A 20,613-nucleotide genomic window follows, 5' to 3' on the forward strand; every position below is an offset into this window, starting at 1 on the left:
TAATGCAATTAACCCCAGGAATTCGCTCATGCGTATTGAAGAAGATTTGAAGCTTGGTTTTAAAGACGTTCTTATCCGCCCGAAACGCTCTACCCTCAAAAGCCGTTCTGACGTACAGCTGGAACGTGAATTCACTTTCATACATTCAGATCAGACCTGGTCCGGCGTGCCGATTATCGCGGCCAATATGGACACCGTCGGCACCTTTGCTATGGCGAAAGCCCTTGCCGCTTTTGGCGTTCTGACTGCGGTACACAAGCATTACAGCGCTGAACAATGGCAGGCGTTTGTACAAAGCGTATCTGCAGATGTACTACGCTACGTGATGGTTTCTACCGGTACTTCCGATGCGGACTTTGCCAAAACGGAACAGATTCTGACGCAGAGCCCACAGATTAACTTTGTGTGTATTGATGTTGCGAATGGTTATTCGGAGCATTTTGTGCAGTTTGTCGCCAAAGCCCGCGAAGCCTGGCCACAAAAAACCATTATCGCAGGTAACGTTGTCACCGGTGAAATGTGTGAAGAGTTGATTCTTTCTGGCGCTGATATTGTGAAAGTAGGGATTGGTCCCGGTTCGGTATGTACGACTCGCGTGAAAACCGGCGTGGGATATCCGCAGCTTTCCGCCGTGATTGAATGTGCGGATGCGGCGCATGGTCTGGGAGGACAGATCATCAGCGACGGTGGCTGTACTATGCCTGGGGATGTGGCTAAAGCGTTCGGTGGCGGCGCGGATTTCGTTATGCTTGGCGGTATGCTGGCGGGCCATGAAGAAAGTGGTGGCGCTGTAGTCGAAGAGAATGGCGAAAAATTCATGCTGTTCTACGGTATGAGCTCAGAGTCGGCGATGACACGTCACGTTGGCGGTGTCGCCGGGTACCGTGCGGCGGAAGGCAAGACCGTTAAGCTGCCTCTGCGCGGCCCGGTGGATAACACCGTGCGCGACATACTTGGCGGTTTGCGCTCCGCCTGCACTTACGTTGGCGCATCACGCCTCAAAGAGCTAACCAAACGCACGACTTTCATTCGCGTACAGGAACAAGAGAATCGCGTGTTTAACACACTGTGATACTGCGCGCTGGCGCGTGGGCGCCAGCGCTATCCCCCCATCCCGCTAATGGCGTCGCCGAGATGAAAAATGGGTAAATACATTGCCACTACCAGTAAGCCGACAAGCGTTCCGGTGACGATCAGTAAGACGGGTTCCAGTATGGTTGCCAGGTTATCTGCCTGCTGATGTGTCTGCTCACTGTGATGGCGAGCCAGATTCTCCAGCATGGTATCCAGCGATCCCGAGGCTTCACCGGTACGAATCAGTTGCAGACAAAGCGGTGTAAAACCTCCGCTGCGGGTGAGCGCCTGCCAGATGGGATCGCCGTGAGTAATGTGCAGGCAGGCCTGCTGTAGCCTTTGTCGCCACAGCGGGCAGCTTAAGGTTTCCTCTACGCTTTGCAGGCCTTGTAAAAAGCTAATACCTGCGCTTTGCGTTAAGGCGAGTACGGTAAAAATTTGGCTAAGTCGTTGCCTGGATAGCAATTTTCCAAATACCGGGAGTGAGTGCAGCAGTTTTTGACGGCGGAGCAACCAGTCTGGTCTCTGGCGAATGAGCCTGTTGAGAACGATCGGTAAAATGCCTGATGCAACGAGCAACGGCCAGGAGTGGGTTAGCCCTGCGCCAGCGCGCATGACCGCACGGGTCAGTAGCGGCAGCGGAGTATTAAAAGTCTGATAAATAGCGGCAAATTCTGGCAAAACGAAGTACAGCATTCCCATAATCACCAGTAGCGCCAGGGATAAAATAATGCCCGGATAGCGTAGCGCTTTTTTCACTTTCTCGGTAAGAAGTAACTGCTCTCGCTGCTGCTGTGCCAGTTGGGCGCAGCAACGTTCCAGTTTACCGGTCAGTTCACCGGTACGGATCATGGCCAGATACAGTGGGGGGAATACTTCTGGCCATTTTTCCAGCGAGCTGGAAAGCGAAACGCCTTGCGCCAGATCCTCCGCCAGCGTTTGCAGAAGCGCCTGCCATTGTGCTTGAGGTTGCTGTTGTGCCAGCAATTCCAGCCCTTCCGACAGAGGGAGGCCAGCCTGCAGCAGCGTGGCTAACTGGCGGATGATTTCGCCGCTGTGGCGGGGATGCCAGAGGCTGTTTTGGACGCTGCAGCGGCGTAGCGAAAGCGGGATGATGCGTTCCTGCTGTAACATTTGCACTGCCTGCGAGCGATTATCACGCCAGAGTGTTCCCTGGCAGGGGATGCCCTGAAGGTTGATACCGCGCCAGCGCCAGAGTCGTTTAGTCGCCATGGGGGAGCCCTAAAACGCGAATCACTTCTTCCGATGTGGTCATTCCTTGCTCCACGGCCAGACACCCGCTTTCAAAGAGCGTTATCATTCCGGCGCCTCGTGCCAGGGACTCAATCTCCGTGGCGCTAAAGCCCTGAGTAATCGCCTGGCGTAGCGCACTATTGACGGGTAAAAGTTCAAATAGCGCCAGGCGACCATAGTAACCGTGATAGCAGTGCTGGCAACCCGGGGTTTCCCAACGCGGAAGCGCCCGTGGCCAGAGATTGTGCGGTATCTCGGTTACGCTGTCGGTTTCCCGACGACAGTGTGGACACAGTTTGCGTACCAGACGTTGAGCAATAACCAGTGACAGCGCAGATGAGATCATCCAGCGCGCAACGCCCATTTGCTGCAGGCGGAGCAGGGTTTCGCTGGTCGAATTGGTGTGCAGAGTGGAGAGAACCAGGTGCCCGGTTTGTGCCGCTTTTATGGCTATTTCAGCGGTTTCCGCGTCGCGTATTTCACCGACCATGATGATATCAGGATCCTGACGTAGCAGGGCGCGCAGCACGCTATAGAAGGTCAAACCGGCCTTTGGGTTAATCTGCGTTTGATTCATGCCCAAAATCGGGATCTCCAGCGGATCCTCTACGCTGCAGATGTTGACTTCATCACGATTTCGCACCTGTAGCGCACTATATAAAGTGACGGTTTTTCCGCTTCCCGTCGGGCCGGTGACCAGCAAAAGCCCCTGCGGCTGATTAAGCGCCGAATGGAAGAGAGCAAGCTGCTGAGATGAGAGCCCCAACGCCTCAATATCCAGAGCTTGTTTGACCTGGTGCAATAAGCGAAGAACGATTTTTTCCCCACCGCGACAGGGTAGTGTGGCGATACGGAAAGAGATCGGGCGATCTGCCAGTGTCAGCGTAAACTGGCCGTCCTGTGGTATGCGGTGTTCGGCAATGTCCAGATTGCCGAGCACCTTAAGCCGGGCGGTGACGGGAGCGGCGAGCTCCGGAGCAAGCGGCACCAGCGGTTGAAGGACGCCATCGACACGTAGACGAATTCTCAGGTGATTTTCACTGGGTTCAATATGGATATCGGATGCGCGTTGGCGTAGCGCTTGCTCCAGAATGTGATTAACCTTGTCAATTACATTGACTGACGTTTCGCTGTGGAGTGAGGCCAGCGCTGTTCCCGGAGCCTGTAGCCGCTTGTCCATCTGCTCCTGGCTCCAGCACTCGATGTCGATCCGTTTCCGGGTAGAGAAACGTAATGCTTCCATCAACTCCGGTGCTGGCGCATCAACGACGGCGATAGTCATGGTGGAATCATCGCTGTCGAGTAGCAGCGCCTGGTAGCGTTGGCAGAGAGGGGTTAATTGTTCAGTGTTCACGGTATGGCCCTCAATTAAAACGGAACACGTCTTCGCAGGCCTGCTTAAGCGCGCTGTCTCCGGAAATGCTACATACGCGCTGCCAGCCGGTGATGCCGCTGGCGTTATCCCAGCCCGGGGTCATGGTGACGCTTAAACCATTGAGGCTTTCCTGACCGGTGAGCGTTACAACGCCTGTGGCTACATTCATCGCTGAAATATAGCGGGTGGTTGCGGGCTCCGGGATCCCGTTGCTGCCGCCATCACAGGTGGTTAATCCGCCGTGCTCCAGCGCGCATAGCTCAATCGCGGTGCGAAAAGGCACGAAGGTTTGTAGCATGTCGGTGAGGGCCGCTTTTCGCAGGTAGTTCTGATAAGCGGGAATGCCGATAGCGCTGAGAATGGCGATGATCCCGATAACCACCATCAGTTCGATTAGCGTAAAGCCGCGTTGTTTGTCCATATGTTGCTCCTTGTTATCTTCGGGAGCACTGTGCCGGGCAGCAGAAGATGATGCGAGCAGGGGATTGTCGGCTGTGAAGCCGGATCCCTGGCTTTTTCAGCCGATTGCACTGAATGGCTACAGGGATGCGAATCGGCTCGTAAAAGAGAGCCCCGGCATGACGCATCTGCCGGGGAAGGGCGGTTAGCGGAAACGCATAGAGAGGTCGAGAGCGTGAACGTGTTTGGTCAGCGCGCCTACGGAGATGTAATCGACGCCGGTCTCGGCGAATTCGCGGATGGTATCAAAGGTGACATTACCGGATACTTCCAGCGCAGCCTGCCCATGAGTGCGTTTAACCGCTTCACGCATCAGGTCGGTAGTGAAATTGTCGAGCATAATGATGTCGGCACCGGCTTTCAGTGCTTCCTCTAGTTCATCAAGCGTTTCGACTTCAACTTCGACCGGGACATCCGGATGCAGCCAGAACGCCTTTTCTACCGCCAGCCGTACCGAGCCGGAAGCGATAATGTGGTTCTCTTTAATCAGGAAAGCATCGGACAGGCCCAGACGATGATTGGCGCCGCCGCCGCATAAGACCGCGTACTTCAGCGCCGTGCGCAGGCCGGGTAGCGTTTTACGCGTATCAAGCAGTTGGGTTTTCGTACCTGCCAGCAGATCAACATAGCGACGGACTTCGCTCGCCACGCCGGATAGCGTCTGTACGAAATTAAGCGCGGTACGCTCTCCGGTGAGCAGGATTCGTGAGGGGCCTTCCAGTTCGAATAACTGCTGATTTGCCTTCACCACGTCGCCGTCGGCAATATGCCACGTGAGGTTGACGTCATCTCCCGCCAGTTGAATAAACACTTCTTCTACCCAGCGCTTACCGCAAAATACGCCATCCTCACGGGTGATCACCACTGCATGGGAACGCGCCTCTTGCGGCAACAATTGGGCGCTGATGTCATTGTTCGCATCCACTTCACCGCCCAGATCTTCCCGCAGGGATTGGGCGACGGCATCGGTAATATCAAGATTAATACGTTCCAGCAGCGCGTCACGGCGGAGGTCGGGATTGTAGCGACGAGGCGACATGATAAAGCTCCAGATAGATAAGATTCAGAAGTAGGAAACATGCTAACCTGAACAACGTTTCCGTACCACATCCACTTCATTTTGCAGGCTGTTTCAGCGCCGGGGCTTTAGCTCCAGAGGGATGAATGAGAGTGCGTATGGCGGCAGGTATGCTTTGGCCACAATGCTGCAGGTGCATAAGTTAGTAAAAGGAGACTCAACATGCAGTTGAACGGGGGATGGCTGGTGGATGTGCGTCGGGTTCCTTCACCCCATCACGATAACCGCCCGGATAATGAAATTCCTTCTTTGTTGGTGGTGCATAATATTAGCCTGCCGCCAGGTGAATTTGGTGGTCCATGGATTGATGCGCTGTTCACCGGCAAGCTTGATCCTGATGCACACCCTTTCTTTGCTGAGATAGCGCATCTGCGTGTTTCGGCGCATTGTCTGATTCGTCGCGACGGCGAAATCGTGCAGTATGTGCCTTTCGATAAGCGCGCGTGGCACGCAGGCGTTTCCTGCTACCACGGGCGTGAGCGTTGCAATGACTTTTCGATAGGTATTGAGCTGGAAGGGACCGATACACTGGCCTATACCGATGCGCAGTATCAGCAACTGGCGGCTGTTACCCGGTCGCTGGTTGCGCGCTATCCAGCGATTGCTGACAATATCACTGGCCATAGCGATATTGCGCCAGTACGTAAAACGGATCCCGGCCCGGCCTTTGACTGGGCAAGGTTTCGCGGTCTGTTGACCCCGATGTCCGATAAGGAGAGGCTATGACGTTGTTTACTACGCTGCTAGTCCTGATTGCTGAGCGTTTGTTTAAGCTGGGCGAACACTGGCAGCTCGATCACCGGCTGGAAGTGTTATTTCGCCGTGTGAAGCATTATTCCCTCTTGAGCACTGTATCGATGGTGGTCGCAGCGGTGGTGGTCGTTTTTATTATTCAGCGTCTGTTGCAAGGGCAGTTGTTTAATGTTCCGCTGCTGGTGTTTTGGATCCTGCTTGGCCTGTTGTGTATCGGCGCGGGTAAGGTCCGTTTGCACTATCATGCTTACCTGAAAGCCGCCTCCCGTGGTGACAGCCGTGCCTGCGATGCTATGGCCAGCGAACTGACCCTGATTCATGGCGTGCCGCCAGGGTGCGATCAGCGTGAGTATCTGAGCGAACTGCAAAATGCGTTGTTGTGGATTAACTATCGCTACTATCTTGCTCCGCTGTTTTGGTTTGTTGTCGGTGGCGCATGGGGGCCGTTAACGCTTATTGCCTACTGTACACTGCGAGCCTGGCAGACATGGCTCGCACGTTACCAGACGCCGCGCCATCGTTTACAGGCGGGGATTGACGCTATCCTGCACGTGGTCGACTGGGTTCCGGTACGCCTGGTCGGCGTGGTCTATGCTCTGGTGGGACATGGAGAAAAAGCCTTACCGGCCTGGTTTGCGTCGCTGGGCGATTTGCACGCTTCTCAGTATCAGGTGCTGACACGCCTGGCGCAGTATTCTCTGGCGCGTGAGCCGCACGTGGATAATGTGGCTACGCCGAAAGCGGCGGTCTCAATGGCGAAAAAAACATCGCTGGTGGTAGTGGTGATTATGGCGCTGCTGACGATTTACGGGACGCTGATTTAATCCGTTTTCCGTCTTTCGAACACATCAAATGCTCTGCGCCCGCCCACCGTACAGGCGGGCACAGAGTCTGGGTATGTTATGCCTTTATCGCACTTGCGGTTTTCTGTTTAAACAGATAGCCGACGCCGAGAACGGCAATCCATACCGGGATCAGGTAGACGGAAATGGCCATGCCTGGGGTCATCAGCATGATAACCAGTACACCCACCATAAACAGCAGGCAAATCCAGTTTCCTAGCGGATAAAACAGCGCGGGAAAGCGAGTCACTACGCCCTGCTGCTGTTTGGCGCGACGGAATTTGATGTGCGCCAGGCTAATCATTGCCCAGTTGATTACCAGGGCAGAAACCACCAGCGCCATCAGCAGACCAAACGCTGATTCCGGGGCAAAGTAGTTAATCAGTACGCACAGCGCGGTGATCACTGCGGAGACGAGGATCGTGTTGACCGGCACACCGCGTTTATCAACGCTCATCAGCGCTTTTGGCGCGTTACCCTGTTGGGCGAGGCCAAACAGCATACGGCTATTGCAGTAAACGCAGCTGTTGTAAACGGAAAGCGCGGCGGTTAATACCACGATATTCAGGGCATTGGCCACCAGGTTATCGCCCAACTCATGGAAGATCAGGACGAACGGGCTGGTATCTGCGGTCACGCGGCTCCACGGCAGCAGGGAGAGCAACACCGCCAGTGATCCCACATAGAAAATCAGGATGCGGTAGATAACCTGGTTGGTGGCTCTGGGAATGCTTTGTTCCGGGTTGTCAGCTTCTGCTGCGGTGATACCCACCAGCTCCAGGCCGCCAAACGAGAACATAATAATCGCCATCATCATCACCAGCCCGGAGAATCCGTGCGGCAGAAATCCACCTTGCTCCCACAAGTTGCGCACGGTGGCCTGCGGGCCGCCATTGCCGCTGAACAGCAGCCAGCCGCCGAACAGGATCATCGCCACAACGGCGACAACTTTAATGATCGCGAACCAGAATTCCAGCTCGCCAAACACTTTGACGTTGGTCAGGTTGATGGCGTTGATGACAATAAAGAAAACGGCAGCAGATACCCAGGTTGGGATCTCCGGCCACCAGAACTGAACGTATTTCCCGACGGCAGTCAGCTCGGCCATCGCCACCAGGACATAAAGCACCCAGTAGTTCCAGCCGGATGCGAAGCCCGCAAAGCCGCCCCAGTATTTGTAAGCGAAGTGACTAAATGAACCTGCTACCGGCTCTTCTACGACCATTTCGCCCAGTTGACGCATGATAAGAAAGGCGATAAAACCGGCAATCGCATAGCCCAGAATAATACCGGGACCTGCATTTTGGATGACGGATGCGCTACCCAGGAACAGGCCGGTACCGATAGCCCCTCCTAGCGCAATAAGCTGAATATGGCGGTTTTTAAGGCCGCGCTTTAGCCGATCGCCATGCTGTTGACCTTCCATCATGAAACCTCGTGTGTGGTTATGGTTATTATGTTTGTACGCGTCATCCTTCAGGTGACCTCTTTTCTTTTCGTCGCTGGCGGGCGCATCGTCAGCGACGAGTCAGTCAGTCTGCGGTCCGTTTCGCCCAGAGTGATGTAACGCACATATTGTTGTGTTTGTGTAATTATGGAATTCCGTTTTTGTACTCATTTCTTTACTCAAGGCCTGGTAGTAATTCATGTAAAAGCCTTTCGTATCATCGAGAATAGTGGTAAGTGCCGGGGAATGCACCTGCTTTGTGAAGGGATGAAGGCGAAGCGAACAAAAAGAAACCATTTGTAAATGATGCCCCGCAATTTAACATTTGTTGTCACTCATTTAGCTATTCACATTTAATGAATTTATATTCATTAAGTGAGGGTTTGAATCGGTTCAGATAGCGTAGTTTTTCGTTTCGATTAAGTTAATTCCCCTGTTTTGCTGGTAAACGCAACATTTGTGCATAGTTACATTTTTGAAATGTTATTTCTGTAAGGTTGTTAAAACATGCCTGCATTAATGATTTCAATCAAAACCTGTATGGACAGAAGGTGAATACTTTGTTACTTTAGCGATACGAATTATAAATTGGTAAGACCAATTGACTCCGGGCTAATGGCAGAGACAGGGAATATGGCCTACAGCAAGATCCGCCAACCAAAATTATCCGATGTGATAGAGCAGCAACTGGAGTTTTTAATCCTTGAGGGGACGTTGCGCCCCGGAGAAAAGCTTCCGCCCGAACGTGAACTGGCAAAGCAGTTCGACGTTTCCCGTCCCTCGCTGCGTGAGGCGATTCAACGCCTCGAAGCCAAGGGATTGTTGCTTCGTCGCCAGGGCGGCGGAACGTTTGTACAGAGCCGCTTATGGCAGAGCTTCAGCGATCCGCTGGTTGAGCTACTGTCCGACCACCCTGAATCCCAATTTGATCTGCTGGAAACCCGCCACGCGCTGGAAGGCATCGCCGCTTATTACGCGGCGTTACGTAGCACGGATGAAGACAAAACCCGCATTCGTGAACTTCATCATGCCATCGAGCTTGCGCAACAGTCCGGCGATTTGGACGCCGAATCCGACGCGGTTCTCCAGTATCAAATTGCCGTGACTGAAGCGGCGCACAATGTGGTGTTGCTCCATCTACTACGCTGTATGGAGCCCATGCTGGCCCAGAACGTTCGCCAGAATTTTGAATTGTTGTATGCCCGTCGGGAGATGCTCCCGCAGGTCAGCAATCATCGTACTCGAATTTTCGAGGCGATCATCGCCGGGCAGCCGGAGCAGGCGCGTGAAGCTTCGCACCGTCACCTGGCGTTTATTGAGGAAATCTTGCTGGATCGTAGCCGTGAGCAGAGCCGTCGTGAACGCTCATTGCGTCGTTTACAGCAAAGAAAGGATGAGAACTCCGGTTCTTAAGCGCCACTTTTAGAGCGCGGCAACTAAACGCAGAACCTGTCTTATTGCACTTTTAGTTGTTCAAAATACTTTTCGATGTATCACGACGGCAAGTGACTGACCCCCAAAACATAGTGAACTATGTGTCAGGGGAGGCGGTATTGCCAGGCCGGATATCACCGGAAAGCAAGATGAAGAACAAAGAGCGCAATGGGACAGGTTCCAGATTAATCAACGATTAGATAGATAAGGAATACCCCCATGTCAGAACGTTTACCAAATGACGTGGATCCGATCGAAACTCGCGACTGGCTACAGGCGATCGAATCGGTCATCCGTGAAGAAGGTGTTGAGCGTGCTCAGTATCTGATTGACCAACTCCTTTCTGAAGCCCGCAAAGGCGGGGTGAAAGTGGCTGCTGGCACATCGACTGGCGGTTACGTGAACACTATTGCCGTTGAAGATGAACCCGAATATCCGGGTAATCTGGATCTGGAACGTCGTATCCGTTCTGCGATCCGCTGGAACGCCATTATGACCGTTCTGCGCGCATCGAAAAAAGATCTTGAACTGGGCGGCCATATGGCTTCCTTCCAGTCTTCTGCAACCTTCTATGAAGTGTGCTTTAACCACTTCTTCCGCGCCCGCAACGAGCAGGATGGCGGCGATCTGGTTTACTTCCAGGGCCACATCTCTCCGGGCGTATATGCGCGCGCCTTCCTGGAAGGTCGTCTGACTGAAGAGCAGATGAACAACTTCCGTCAGGAAGTCCACGGTAAAGGCCTCTCCTCTTACCCGCACCCGAAACTGATGCCGGAATTCTGGCAGTTCCCGACCGTTTCCATGGGTCTGGGTCCAATCGGTGCGATCTACCAGGCTAAGTTCCTGAAATATCTGGAACACCGCGGTTTGAAAGACACGTCAAAACAAACCGTTTACGCTTTCCTCGGCGACGGCGAGATGGACGAGCCGGAATCCAAAGGGGCTATCACCATTGCCACCCGTGAAAAGCTGGACAACCTGGTCTTCGTTATCAACTGTAACCTGCAGCGCCTTGACGGCCCGGTTACCGGTAATGGCAAAATCATTAACGAGCTGGAAGGCATCTTTGGCGGTGCTGGCTGGAACGTTATCAAGGTTATCTGGGGTGGTCGCTGGGATGAACTGCTGCGTAAAGACACCAGCGGTAAACTGATCCAGTTGATGGAAGAAACCGTTGACGGCGATTATCAGACCTTCAAATCCAAAGATGGCGCCTACGTGCGTGAGCACTTCTTCGGTAAATATCCGGAAACCGCCGCCCTGGTGGCTGACTGGACTGACGAACAGATCTGGGCGCTGAACCGTGGCGGCCACGATCCGAAGAAAGTTTACGCTGCACTGAAAAAAGCGCAGGAAACCAAAGGAAAAGCAACCGTCATTCTCGCCCATACCATTAAAGGTTACGGCATGGGCGACACCGCTGAAGGTAAAAACATCGCCCACCAGGTTAAGAAAATGAACATGGACGGCGTACGCTACGTCCGCGATCGTTTCAACGTGCCGGTATCCGATGCCGATATCGAAAAACTGCCGTACGTGACCTTCCCGGAAGGTTCCGAAGAGCACACCTACCTGCACGCGCAGCGTCAGAAACTGCACGGCTACCTGCCGAGCCGTCAGACTCACTTCTCTGAGAAGCTGGAGCTGCCGACCCTGGAAGATTTCGGCCCGCTGCTGGAAGAGCAGAGTAAAGAGATCTCTACCACTATCGCCTTCGTTCGTGCCCTGAACGTGATGCTGAAGAACAAATCCATCAAAGACCGTCTGGTGCCGATCATCGCCGATGAAGCGCGTACCTTTGGTATGGAAGGTCTGTTCCGTCAGATTGGTATCTACAGCCCGAACGGCCAGCAGTACACCCCGCAGGACCGTGAACAGGTTGCGTATTACAAAGAAGACGAGAAAGGCCAGATTCTGCAGGAAGGTATCAACGAACTGGGCGCTGGCGCATCCTGGCTGGCTGCTGCGACCTCTTACAGCACCAACAACCTGCCGATGATCCCGTTCTACATCTACTACTCCATGTTCGGGTTCCAGCGTATTGGCGACCTGTGCTGGCAGGCGGGCGACCAGCAGGCGCGCGGCTTCCTGATCGGTGGTACTTCCGGTCGTACGACGCTGAACGGCGAAGGTCTGCAGCACGAAGATGGCCACAGCCACATTCAGTCTCTGACTATCCCGAACTGTATCTCTTACGATCCGTCTTACGCGTACGAAGTTGCGGTCATCATGCACGATGGTCTGGAGCGTATGTACGGTGAGAAACAAGAGAACGTTTACTACTACATCACCACGCTGAACGAAAACTACCACATGCCAGCCATGCCGGAAGGTGCTGAGGAAGGTATCCGTAAAGGTATCTACAAACTCGAAACCCTCGAAGGCAGCAAAGGTAAAGTTCAACTGCTGGGCTCCGGTTCTATTCTGCGTCACGTTCGTGAAGCCGCAGAGATCCTGGCGAAAGACTACGGCGTAGGTTCTGACGTTTACAGCGTCACCTCCTTTACTGAACTGGCGCGTGATGGCCAGGATTGTGAGCGCTGGAACATGCTGCACCCGCTGGAAACGCCACGCGTTCCGTACATTGCTCAGGTAATGAACGACGCGCCGGCAGTGGCATCGACTGACTATATGAAACTGTTCGCCGAGCAGGTGCGTACTTATGTACCGGCGGATGATTACCGCGTACTGGGTACTGACGGTTTCGGCCGCTCTGACAGCCGTGAAAACCTGCGTCACCACTTCGAAGTGGATGCATCTTATGTGGTTGTTGCGGCTCTGGGCGAGCTGGCTAAACGTGGCGAAATCGATAAGAAAGTGGTAGCGGAAGCCATCACCAAATTCAACATCGATGCAGATAAAGTTAACCCGCGTCTGGCGTAAGAGGTAAAAGAATAATGTCTATCGAAATCAACGTACCGGACATCGGGGCTGATGAAGTTGAAATCACCGAGATCCTGGTCAAAGTGGGCGACAAAGTTGAAGCTGAACAGTCGCTGATCACCGTAGAAGGCGACAAGGCCTCTATGGAAGTTCCATCGCCGCAGGCGGGCGTCGTTAAAGAGATTAAAGTCTCTGTTGGCGACAAAACCGAGACGGGCGCACTTATCATGATTTTCGATTCCGCCGACGGTGCAGCCGACGCTGCGCCTGCTCCGGCAGAAGAGAAGAAAGAAGCCGCTCCGGCAGCCGCGCCTGCGGCTGCGGCAGCGAAAGACGTACACGTACCGGATATCGGCGGCGACGAAGTTGAAGTCACCGAGATCCTGGTGAAAGTGGGCGACACCGTTGCGGCTGAGCAGTCGCTGATCACCGTAGAAGGCGACAAAGCCTCTATGGAAGTGCCGGCGCCGTTCGCGGGCGTGGTTAAAGAGATCAAAGTCAACGCTGGCGATAAAGTCTCTACCGGCTCACTGATCATGGTCTTCGAAGTAGCGGGTGCTGCGCCTGCTGCTGTGCCCGCTCAGGCGGCGGCACCAGCGGCGGCTCCGGCAGCAGCGGCTGGCGCGAAAGACGTTAACGTACCGGACATCGGCGGCGACGAAGTTGAAGTCACCGAAGTGATGGTTAAAGTCGGCGATAAAGTGGAAGCTGAACAGTCGCTGATCACCGTAGAAGGCGACAAAGCCTCTATGGAAGTCCCTGCGCCGTTTGCGGGCGTGGTGAAAGAGCTGAAAGTTAACGTTGGCGACAAAGTCTCTACCGGCTCGCTGATTATGGTCTTCGAAGTGGAAGGCGCCGCCCCTGCCGCAGCGCCGGCTGCTGCTGCTCCGGCACCTGCCGCTGCACCTGCTCAGGCCGCTAAACCGGCCGCCGCGCCTGCGGCAAAAGCGGAAGGCAAATCTGAGTTTGCTGAAAACGACGCTTACGTTCACGCGACCCCGCTGATTCGCCGCCTGGCGCGCGAGTTCGGCGTTAACCTGGCGAAAGTGAAGGGCACTGGCCGTAAAGGTCGTATCCTGCGCGAAGACGTTCAGGCTTACGTGAAAGACGCTATCAAGCGCGCTGAAGCGGCTCCGGCTGCTGCGGGTGGTGGTCTGCCGGGTATGCTGCCGTGGCCGAAAGTGGACTTCAGCAAGTTTGGTGAAGTGGAAGAAGTTGAACTGGGCCGCATCCAGAAAATCTCCGGCGCCAATTTGAGCCGTAACTGGGTGATGATCCCGCACGTTACGCACTTCGACAAAACGGATATCACCGATCTGGAAGCGTTCCGTAAGCAGCAGAATGCCGAAGCTGAGAAGCGCAAACTGGACGTGAAATTCACGCCGGTTGTCTTCATCATGAAAGCCGTTGCCGCTGCGCTTGAGCAGATGCCGCGCTTTAACAGCTCTCTGTCTGAAGACGGTCAGCGCCTGACGCTGAAGAAATACATCAACATTGGTGTCGCGGTTGATACGCCGAATGGTCTGGTTGTTCCGGTCTTTAAAGACGTGAATAAGAAGAGCGTTACCGAGCTGTCTCGCGAACTGACGACTATCTCCAAAAAAGCGCGTGATGGTAAGCTGACTGCTGGCGAAATGCAGGGCGGTTGCTTCACTATCTCCAGCATCGGCGGCCTGGGTACCACTCACTTTGCGCCGATTGTTAACGCGCCGGAAGTGGCCATCCTGGGCGTGTCTAAATCCGCGATGGAGCCGGTGTGGAATGGCAAAGAGTTTGTTCCGCGTCTGATGATGCCGATCTCTCTCTCCTTCGACCACCGCGTGATTGACGGTGCCGATGGCGCGCGCTTTATTACTATCATCAATAACATGCTGAGCGATATTCGCCGCCTGGTGATGTAAGCGAAAAAGCCGGCCTGACGGCCGGCTTTTTTCTGGTAATCTCTTCTGTGTTTTGAGGTTATCGGCAATAAAGGACAAAATCGTTTTTCGTTTGTTGTTTCAAAATTGTTAACAATTTTGTAAAATGCAGGCGGATAGAACGTCCCGGTGGATATGGGCGTAATTTACACAAAAAAATTCGAGTTGCGTCAAGGCGGCAAGGGAGTGAATCCCTGGAGCGTACAAGCGGTACGTGACCGGGGTGAGCGAGCGCAGCCAACGCAGAGGCGGCTTGAAGGATGAAGTGTATAACAATAGCGTCAGACCCGCCGGATACAAATTACAGAGGTCATGATGAGTACTGAAATCAAAACTCAGGTCGTGGTACTTGGGGCAGGCCCCGCAGGCTATTCTGCTGCCTTTCGTTGCGCTGATTTAGGTCTGGAAACCGTTATCGTAGAACGTTACAACACCCTTGGCGGTGTTTGCCTGAACGTCGGCTGTATCCCTTCTAAAGCACTGCTGCACGTTGCGAAAGTTATTGAAGAAGCGAAAGCGCTGGCTGAACACGGCATCGTTTTCGGCGAACCGAATACCGATATTGATAAGATCCGCACCTGGAAAGAAAAAGTCATCACTCAACTGACCGGCGGTCTGGCTGGTATGGCGAAAGGCCGTAAAGTGAAAGTGGTAAACGGTCTGGGTAAATTCACCGGGGCCAACACCCTGGAAGTGGAAGGCGAGAACGGCAAAACCGTGATCAACTTCGACAACGCGATTATCGCAGCCGGTTCCCGCCCGATCCAGTTGCCGTTCATTCCCCATGAAGATCCGCGCGTCTGGGACTCCACCGACGCACTGGAACTGAAATCCGTACCGAAACGTCTGCTGGTTATGGGCGGTGGTATCATCGGTCTGGAAATGGGGACGGTGTACCATGCGCTGGGTTCAGAGATCGATGTGGTCGAAATGTTTGACCAGGTTATCCCGGCGGCAGACAAAGATATCGTGAAAGTCTTCACCAAACGCATCGGCAAGAAATTCAACCTGATGCTGGAAACCAAAGTGACTGCCGTTGAAGCGAAAGAGGACGGTATTTACGTTTCTATGGAAGGCAAAAAAGCACCAGCAGAGGCACAGCGTTACGATGCGGTGCTGGTGGCTATCGGCCGTGTGCCGAACGGTAAAAACCTCGATGCTGGCAAGGCTGGCGTAGAAGTTGACGACCGTGGCTTCATCCGCGTAGACAAACAGCTGCGTACTAACGTACCGCACATCTTTGCTATCGGCGATATTGTCGGTCAGCCGATGCTGGCGCACAAAGGCGTTCACGAAGGTCACGTTGCCGCTGAAGTTATCGCCGGTAAGAAACACTACTTCGATCCGAAAGTTATTCCGTCCATCGCCTACACTGAACCGGAAGTTGCATGGGTAGGTCTGACGGAGAAAGAAGCGAAAGAGAAAGGCATCAGCTTTGAGACCGCCACCTTCCCGTGGGCTGCGTCTGGCCGTGCTATCGCGTCCGACTGCGCAGACGGTATGACCAAGCTGATTTTCGACAAAGAGTCTCACCGTGTTATCGGTGGTGCGATTGTCGGCACCAACGGCGGCGAGCTGCTGGGCGAAATCGGTCTGGCGATCGAGATGGGTTGTGATGCTGAAGACATCGCGCTGACTATCCACGCTCACCCGACGCTGCACGAGTCCGTTGGCCTCGCGGCGGAAGTGTTCGAAGGTAGCATTACCGACCTGCCTAACCCGAAAGCGAAGAAGAAATAAGCTTTCGTTCTGGCAAAATGAACAGGCGGCTCGGTGAGCCGCTTTTTTAATGCCCGATGCTGAGAACGTCTCGGTGTAAATAATACGACATGCCTGTCACTGTCTGCCAAACACTCCTGATCGCATAGGACAAATATTCCGCTCACTGACCAGAAAACCTGTAATATCCTGTCCTTAACGATTCAGCTAATTTTTAATGTTGCTTTTTTGTAAACAGATTAACACCCCGCGAAAATCCTGCTATGCTGCCGATGCGGTATCGGGCATTTACCCTACAAACTGCTGTCTCACAGGAGCGTGAAGAGAATCGCCTGCCGCATTTTACAATGAGAGCGAGGAGAACCGTCGTGCTAGAAGAATACCGTAAGCACGTAGCTGAGCGTGCCGCCGAGGGGATTGTTGCCAAACCCTTAGATGCAACCCAAATGGCCGCGCTGGTAGAACTGCTGAAAAACCCGCCTGCGGGTGAAGAAGAATTCCTGTTAGACCTGTTAATTAACCGTGTACCGCCGGGCGTCGATGAAGCCGCCTATGTTAAAGCCGGATTCCTTGCCGCGATTGCCAAAGGCGAAGCGACTTCCCCACTGCTTACCCCGGAAAAAGCCATCGAATTGCTGGGCACCATGCAGGGTGGTTACAACATTCATCCCCTGATTGATGCGCTGGAAGACGCGAAGCTGGCGCCGATTGCCGCTAAGGCGTTGTCCCATACTCTGTTGATGTTCGATAACTTCTATGATGTTGAAGAGAAAGCCAAAGCGGGCAATGAATATGCCAGACAGGTAATGCAATCCTGGGCTGACGCGGAGTGGTTCCTGAGCCGTCCTCCACTGGCCGACAAAATTACCGTTACCGTTTTTAAAGTCACCGGCGAAACCAACACCGATGACCTCTCGCCAGCGCCGGATGCCTGGTCGCGCCCGGATATCCCGCTGCATGCTCTGGCAATGCTGAAAAATGCCCGTGAAGGTATCGACCCGGATCAGCCCGGCGTGGTGGGGCCGATCAAACAGATCGAAGCGTTACAGCAAAAAGGCTACCCATTAGCCTACGTGGGCGACGTTGTTGGCACCGGCTCTTCGCGTAAATCCGCCACCAACTCTGTGCTGTGGTTTATGGGAGATGACATTCCGAACGTGCCGAACAAGCGCGGCGGCGGACTGGTGCTCGGCGGAAAAATTGCGCCGATCTTCTTTAACACCATGGAAGATGCGGGCGCGCTGCCCATTGAAGTGGACGTAAGCAACCTGAATATGGGGGATGTGATTGACGTTTACCCGTATAAGGGTGAAGTCCGCCATCACGAAACCGGTGAACTGCTGGCGAGCTTTGAACTGAAAACCGACGTGCTGATCGACGAAGTACGCGCGGGTGGTCGTATTCCGCTGATCATCGGTCGCGGCCTGACCACCAAAGCACGTGAAGCGCTGGGACTGCCGCACAGCGATGTGTTCCGTCAGGCGAAAGACGTGGCGGAAAGCGCTCGTGGCTACTCGCTGGCGCAGAAAATGGTTGGCCGCGCCTGCGGCGTCGCCGGTATCCGTCCGGGCGCCTACTGCGAACCGAAAATGACCTCCGTAGGCTCTCAGGATACCACCGGCCCAATGACCCGTGACGAACTGAAAGACCTGGCGTGCCTGGGCTTCTCGTCCGACCTGGTGATGCAGTCTTTCTGCCACACCGCGGCCTATCCTAAACCGGTCGATGTGACCACCCATCACACGCTGCCGGATTTCATCATGAACCGTGGCGGCGTCTCTCTGCGCCCGGGCGATGGCGTCATCCACTCCTGGCTGAACCGGATGCTGCTGCCGGATACCGTGGGTACTGGCGGCGATTCCCATACCCGTTTCCCGATTGGCATCTCCTTCCCGGCGGGTTCTGGCCTGGTGGCCTTTGCGGCGGCGACCGGCGTTATGCCGCTGGATATGCCCGAGTCGGTGCTGGTGCGCTTCAAAGGCAAAATGCAGCCGGGTATTACCCTGCGCGATCTGGTACACGCGATCCCGCTGTACGCGATCAAACAGGGTCTGCTGACCGTTGAGAAGAAAGGTAAGAAAAACATCTTCTCCGGCCGCATTCTGGAGATCGAAGGGCTGCCGGATCTGAAAGTCGAGCAGGCATTTGAGCTGACCGATGCCTCTGCCGAGCGTTCCGCCGCGGGTTGTACCATCAAACTGAACAAAGAGCCGATCATCGAGTACCTGAACTCCAACATCGTCCTGCTGAAGTGGATGATCGCGGAAGGCTATGGCGATCGTCGTACTCTGGAACGTCGCGTTCAGGGGATGGAAAAGTGGCTGGCGGATCCGCAATTGCTGGAAGGCGATGCGGATGCCGAATATGCGGCAGTGATCGATATCGATCTGGCCGATATCAAAGAACCGATCCTCTGCGCGCCGAACGATCCTGATGACGCGCGTCTGCTCTCTGATGTGCAGGGTGAGAAGATTGATGAAGTGTTTATTGGTTCCTGCATGACCAATATCGGTCACTTCCGTGCCGCCGGTAAGCTACTGGATAGTCATAAAGGCCAGTTGCCGACTCGTCTGTGGGTGGCTCCGCCAACCCGTATGGACGCGGCGCAGTTGACCGAAGAGGGCTACTACAGCGTCTTTGGTAAGAGCGGCGCGCGGATTGAAATCCCCGGTTGTTCCCTGTGTATGGGTAACCAGGCGCGCGTCGCCGATGGAGCGACGGTGGTTTCGACCTCAACCCGTAACTTCCCGAACCGTCTGGGGACCGGGGCGAACGTCTATCTGGCCTCAGCAGAGCTGGCGGCGGTTGCGGCGCTGATCGGCAAACTGCCGACGCCGGAAGAGTACCAGACTTATATTGCGCAGGTGGATAAAACGGCGACAGATACCTACCGTTATCTGAACTTCGACCAGTTGGGTCAGTATACTGAGAAAGCTGACGGGGTTATTTTCCAGACCGCGGTGTAACATATGCCCGGGAGGCGTTACGCTTACCGGGTCTGCGTAATATAAGCCGCTATCCGGCAAAATACGTCTAAAAAATCCTTCCCCATTCGGGAAGGATTTTTATTTTACTCCTTCCGCCCGTTCCGCTTTTTTTCTTCGGTTGTACTGCGATAATTACAGCACAGACGCAATGCGGTAATGGCGCATTGCCGGGAGCAGAGGAACACATTATGGATTACGAATTTCTGCGCGATATTACCGGAGTGGTAAAAGTGCGTATGTCCATGGGCCACGAGGTGGTAGGGCACTGGTTTAACGAAGAAGTGAAAGAGAACCTGGCCTTGCTTGATGAAGTGGAACAAGCGGCGCGTGCGCTAAAGGGCAGTGAGCGTTCCTGGCAACGGGCAGGGCATGAGTATACGCTCTGGATGGATGGTGAGGAGGTGATGATCCGCGCCAATCAGCTGGATTTTTCTGGCGATGAGATTGAAGAGGGGATGCGCTATTACGACGAAGAGAGCTTATCACTCTGCGGCGTGGAAGACTTTCTGCAGGTGGTGGTGGCGTATCGTCATTTCATCCAGCAAGGTTAAATATGGCGGAGCCTCCGTGCTCCCCCGTTATGTTTACACGGCAGGGATATTGCGGCCGTAATAGATCTCGCGCATCTCTTTCCACAGCAGGTCGGTAATGACCTTGCGCTCTTCTTCAGTTAAATCTTCCGGTTTGGTATGGAACATGTAGTGCTTAAGATCGAACTCCTTAAGCAGCATTTTGGTATGGAAGATATTTTCCTGATAGACATTCACATCCACCATGTCGTACAGCGACTTCATATCCTCAGACATAAAGTTCTGAATAGAGTTAATTTCATGATCGATAAAGTGCTTCATGCCGTTGATATCACGCGTAAACCCACGCACGCGATAATCAATGGTGACGATATCGGACTCTAGCTGGTGGATCAGGTAATTCAGCGCCTTCAGCGGGGAAATCACGCCGCAGGTGGAAACTTCGATGTCGGCGCGAAAGGTGCATAGTCCGCCTTCAGGGTGGCTTTCCGGGTAGGTATGCACGCAAATATGGCTTTTATCCAGATGGGCGACGACGGCCTCGGGTAGCGGGCCCGGGTGCTCTGTTTTGTCTATAGACTGTGGGTCGACCGGTTCTTCGCTAACCAGGATAGTGACGCTGGCGCCCTGGGGTTCATAATCCTGACGAGCGATATTCAGGATATTTGCGCCGATAATGGCGCATGTCTCTGACAGAATTTCCGTCAGGCGGTTGGCATTATAGAGCTCATCAATATAGGCGATATAACCATCGCGTTCTTCTGCTGTTTTTGCGTAGCAGATATCGTAAATACAAAAACTCAGGCTTTTTGTCAGGTTGTTAAAGCCGTGCAGTTTCAATTTTTTCAATTTAGATCAC

At 54.0% G+C, this 20,613-nt stretch carries 15 protein-coding genes; 9 read left to right on the top strand and 6 right to left on the bottom strand.

Annotated features, from left to right (window positions below; genetic code table 11):
• The first annotated feature begins 28 nt into the window (after positions 1–28).
• Positions 29–1,072 carry a GMP reductase gene (locus ABK821_RS03270; RefSeq protein ID WP_138361970.1) on the top strand — a complete coding sequence of 348 codons (1,044 nt, stop codon included), beginning with the start codon at positions 29–31 and terminating at the stop codon, positions 1,070–1,072.
• Positions 1,073–1,101: 29 nt separating this feature from the next.
• On the opposite strand, the gene hofC is transcribed toward ABK821_RS03270, so the two are convergent.
• From hofC to nadC, 4 genes are all read right to left on the bottom strand, one after another.
• Positions 1,102–2,307, bottom strand: a complete 1,206-nt coding sequence (gene hofC / locus ABK821_RS03275; protein ID WP_343177928.1) for a protein transport protein HofC — start codon at positions 2,305–2,307, stop codon at positions 1,102–1,104.
• Positions 2,297–3,682 carry a type II secretion system protein GspE gene (gene gspE / locus ABK821_RS03280; RefSeq protein ID WP_343177927.1) on the bottom strand — a complete coding sequence of 462 codons (1,386 nt, stop codon included), beginning with the start codon at positions 3,680–3,682 and terminating at the stop codon, positions 2,297–2,299. Before gspE ends, hofC begins: the two co-directional genes overlap by 11 nt.
• 10 nt (positions 3,683–3,692) lie before the next feature.
• Positions 3,693–4,124 carry a prepilin peptidase-dependent pilin gene (ppdD, locus tag ABK821_RS03285; protein WP_138361973.1) on the bottom strand — a complete coding sequence of 144 codons (432 nt, stop codon included), beginning with the start codon at positions 4,122–4,124 and terminating at the stop codon, positions 3,693–3,695.
• Between the two features lie 183 nt (positions 4,125–4,307).
• A complete protein-coding gene (gene nadC / locus ABK821_RS03290) occupies positions 4,308–5,201 on the bottom strand; it encodes a carboxylating nicotinate-nucleotide diphosphorylase (RefSeq protein ID WP_343177926.1) in 894 nt (297 codons plus the stop codon).
• Between the two features lie 201 nt (positions 5,202–5,402).
• Between nadC and ampD the strand changes: the two genes are divergently transcribed.
• Both ampD and ampE read left to right on the top strand, forming a co-directional pair.
• Positions 5,403–5,966, top strand: a complete 564-nt coding sequence (ampD, locus tag ABK821_RS03295; protein ID WP_138361975.1) for a 1,6-anhydro-N-acetylmuramyl-L-alanine amidase AmpD — start codon at positions 5,403–5,405, stop codon at positions 5,964–5,966.
• Positions 5,963–6,817: a beta-lactamase regulator AmpE gene (ampE, locus tag ABK821_RS03300; RefSeq protein WP_138361976.1), complete on the top strand. Its 855-nt coding sequence runs from the start codon at positions 5,963–5,965 to the stop codon at positions 6,815–6,817. The genes ampD and ampE overlap by 4 nt, the downstream gene beginning before the upstream one ends.
• A gap of 76 nt (positions 6,818–6,893) precedes the next feature.
• Here the strand turns inward: ampE and aroP are convergent, their stop codons facing one another.
• Positions 6,894–8,264, bottom strand: a complete 1,371-nt coding sequence (gene aroP / locus ABK821_RS03305; RefSeq protein WP_171034907.1) for an aromatic amino acid transporter AroP — start codon at positions 8,262–8,264, stop codon at positions 6,894–6,896.
• 651 nt (positions 8,265–8,915) lie between these two features.
• Here aroP and pdhR point away from each other — a divergent pair.
• The 6 genes from pdhR to yacL all read left to right on the top strand — a co-directional run bounded on the left by pdhR (position 8,916) and on the right by yacL (position 19,775).
• On the top strand, positions 8,916–9,695 hold the full coding sequence (gene pdhR / locus ABK821_RS03310; RefSeq protein WP_138362058.1) for a pyruvate dehydrogenase complex transcriptional repressor PdhR: 780 nt from the start codon (positions 8,916–8,918) through the stop codon (positions 9,693–9,695).
• Positions 9,696–9,935: 240 nt separating this feature from the next.
• Entirely contained in the window at positions 9,936–12,599 is a 2,664-nt protein-coding gene (gene aceE, locus ABK821_RS03315) for a pyruvate dehydrogenase (acetyl-transferring), homodimeric type (RefSeq protein ID WP_142503003.1), read from the top strand.
• A gap of 14 nt (positions 12,600–12,613) precedes the next feature.
• Entirely contained in the window at positions 12,614–14,500 is a 1,887-nt protein-coding gene (gene aceF / locus ABK821_RS03320; RefSeq protein ID WP_343177925.1) for a pyruvate dehydrogenase complex dihydrolipoyllysine-residue acetyltransferase, read from the top strand.
• 333 nt (positions 14,501–14,833) lie between these two features.
• On the top strand, positions 14,834–16,258 hold the full coding sequence (lpdA, locus tag ABK821_RS03325; RefSeq protein ID WP_138361981.1) for a dihydrolipoyl dehydrogenase: 1,425 nt from the start codon (positions 14,834–14,836) through the stop codon (positions 16,256–16,258).
• Positions 16,259–16,605: 347 nt separating this feature from the next.
• Positions 16,606–19,203, top strand: a complete 2,598-nt coding sequence (gene acnB, locus ABK821_RS03330) for a bifunctional aconitate hydratase 2/2-methylisocitrate dehydratase (protein ID WP_138361982.1) — start codon at positions 16,606–16,608, stop codon at positions 19,201–19,203.
• A 209-nt stretch (positions 19,204–19,412) separates the two neighbouring features.
• Complete coding sequence (gene yacL / locus ABK821_RS03335) at positions 19,413–19,775, top strand: protein YacL (RefSeq protein WP_138361983.1); 363 nt, start codon at positions 19,413–19,415, stop codon at positions 19,773–19,775.
• A gap of 33 nt (positions 19,776–19,808) precedes the next feature.
• On the opposite strand, the gene speD is transcribed toward yacL, so the two are convergent.
• Positions 19,809–20,603, bottom strand: coding sequence for an adenosylmethionine decarboxylase (gene speD / locus ABK821_RS03340; protein WP_138361984.1), 795 nt, complete (start codon positions 20,601–20,603; stop codon positions 19,809–19,811).
• Positions 20,604–20,613: the final 10 nt, after the last annotated feature.

The organism is Klebsiella sp. KE9456, assembly GCF_043832615.1.
Classification (GTDB): domain Bacteria; phylum Pseudomonadota; class Gammaproteobacteria; order Enterobacterales; family Enterobacteriaceae; genus Klebsiella; species Klebsiella indica.

Coding starts and splice junctions, on each gene's coding strand:
- yacL (WP_138361983.1), top strand. CDS start 19,413: ATGGATTACGAATTTCTGCGCGATATTACCGGAGTGGTAAAAGTGCGT.
- lpdA (WP_138361981.1), top strand. CDS start 14,834: ATGAGTACTGAAATCAAAACTCAGGTCGTGGTACTTGGGGCAGGCCCC.
- aroP (WP_171034907.1), bottom strand. CDS start 8,264: ATGATGGAAGGTCAACAGCATGGCGATCGGCTAAAGCGCGGCCTTAAA.
- aceF (WP_343177925.1), top strand. CDS start 12,614: ATGTCTATCGAAATCAACGTACCGGACATCGGGGCTGATGAAGTTGAA.
- ampD (WP_138361975.1), top strand. CDS start 5,403: ATGCAGTTGAACGGGGGATGGCTGGTGGATGTGCGTCGGGTTCCTTCA.
- pdhR (WP_138362058.1), top strand. CDS start 8,916: ATGGCCTACAGCAAGATCCGCCAACCAAAATTATCCGATGTGATAGAG.
- ampE (WP_138361976.1), top strand. CDS start 5,963: ATGACGTTGTTTACTACGCTGCTAGTCCTGATTGCTGAGCGTTTGTTT.
- ppdD (WP_138361973.1), bottom strand. CDS start 4,124: ATGGACAAACAACGCGGCTTTACGCTAATCGAACTGATGGTGGTTATC.
- aceE (WP_142503003.1), top strand. CDS start 9,936: ATGTCAGAACGTTTACCAAATGACGTGGATCCGATCGAAACTCGCGAC.
- nadC (WP_343177926.1), bottom strand. CDS start 5,201: ATGTCGCCTCGTCGCTACAATCCCGACCTCCGCCGTGACGCGCTGCTG.
- ABK821_RS03270 (WP_138361970.1), top strand. CDS start 29: ATGCGTATTGAAGAAGATTTGAAGCTTGGTTTTAAAGACGTTCTTATC.
- hofC (WP_343177928.1), bottom strand. CDS start 2,307: ATGGCGACTAAACGACTCTGGCGCTGGCGCGGTATCAACCTTCAGGGC.